Annotated in this window: 1 protein-coding gene; it reads left to right on the forward strand. The window is 67.0% G+C overall.

Annotation, left to right across the window (positions count from 1 at the left end):
* The coding region (locus U5798_RS36940) for a TolC family protein (RefSeq protein WP_322084889.1) at positions 1-452 on the forward strand (452 nt) is incomplete at both ends.

Below are 452 nucleotides of genomic sequence, written 5' to 3' on the forward strand. Positions count from 1 at the left end.
AGGGTTGTTCCCGACGCTCGACGGTACGGGCACGGGCGACATCCAGCGTTTCCCGGCCGGTGTATCGCAGACGGGCCGGCCGTTGATCTCGCGCACCTACAACGTCGGGCTGTCGGCGTCGTGGGAGCTCGACCTGTTCGGCCGCGTGCAGAGCCTGAAGGATCAAGCGCTCGCGCAGTACCTGTCGACGTCGTATGCGCGGCAGGCGTCGGAGATCTCGCTGGTGTCGCAGGTGGCCGATCAATACCTGACGCTGCTGTCGACCGACGACCTGCTGAAGGTCACGGAGGACACGCTGAAGTCCGCTCAGGCGTCGTACGACCTGACCAAGCTGCAGTTCGACAACGGTACGGGCTCCGAGCTCGAACTGCGCCAGGCGCAGACGGTGGTCGAGACGGCGCTCGCGAACCAGCAGGCGCAGGCCCGTGCGCGTGCGCAGGCGCTGAACGCAC

Origin of the sequence: Burkholderia sp. BCC1972, assembly GCF_905339605.1 — a bacterium.
In the GTDB taxonomy this organism is placed as follows: Bacteria; Pseudomonadota; Gammaproteobacteria; order Burkholderiales; family Burkholderiaceae; genus Burkholderia.